The sequence below is a fragment of the Penaeicola halotolerans genome (genome assembly GCF_016464625.1).
GTDB lineage: Bacteria > Bacteroidota > Bacteroidia > Cytophagales > Cyclobacteriaceae > Penaeicola > Penaeicola halotolerans.
In genome coordinates this window covers 1-270 of record NZ_JAEAGO010000078.1, presented here as the reverse complement: position 1 = coordinate 270, position 270 = coordinate 1, and the positions used below count along the sequence as shown (strand labels likewise).

Sequence of the window (270 nt, the reverse complement as noted above, 5' to 3'; positions counted from 1 at the left end):
AGGATTGGATTCTGAGCGACTTTGTGAATGTCTTGGCTCCAAGTAGGTGAACCCACCAAAATCAAATTATCTGGGTCATGCTTCCTGATTTCAGTAATAATCTCTTCACTGTAAGCTTTCACTTCCTCCCAGGTTTCGTAATCCGGTTCATTGAAAAGCTCATAAATCACATGAGGGTTGTCTCCGTAGGTCTGCGCCATTTCACTAAAAAATGCCTTCGCCTCTTCGGGATACAAATCATGACTATGCCAGTCGATGATCACGTAGACG

1 protein-coding gene is annotated in these 270 nt (G+C 43.7%); it reads right to left on the bottom strand.

What is annotated here, in order from left to right:
* On the bottom strand, positions 1-270 hold a 270-nt coding region (locus I5349_RS13775), incomplete at both ends, for a cellulase family glycosylhydrolase (RefSeq protein ID WP_226391357.1).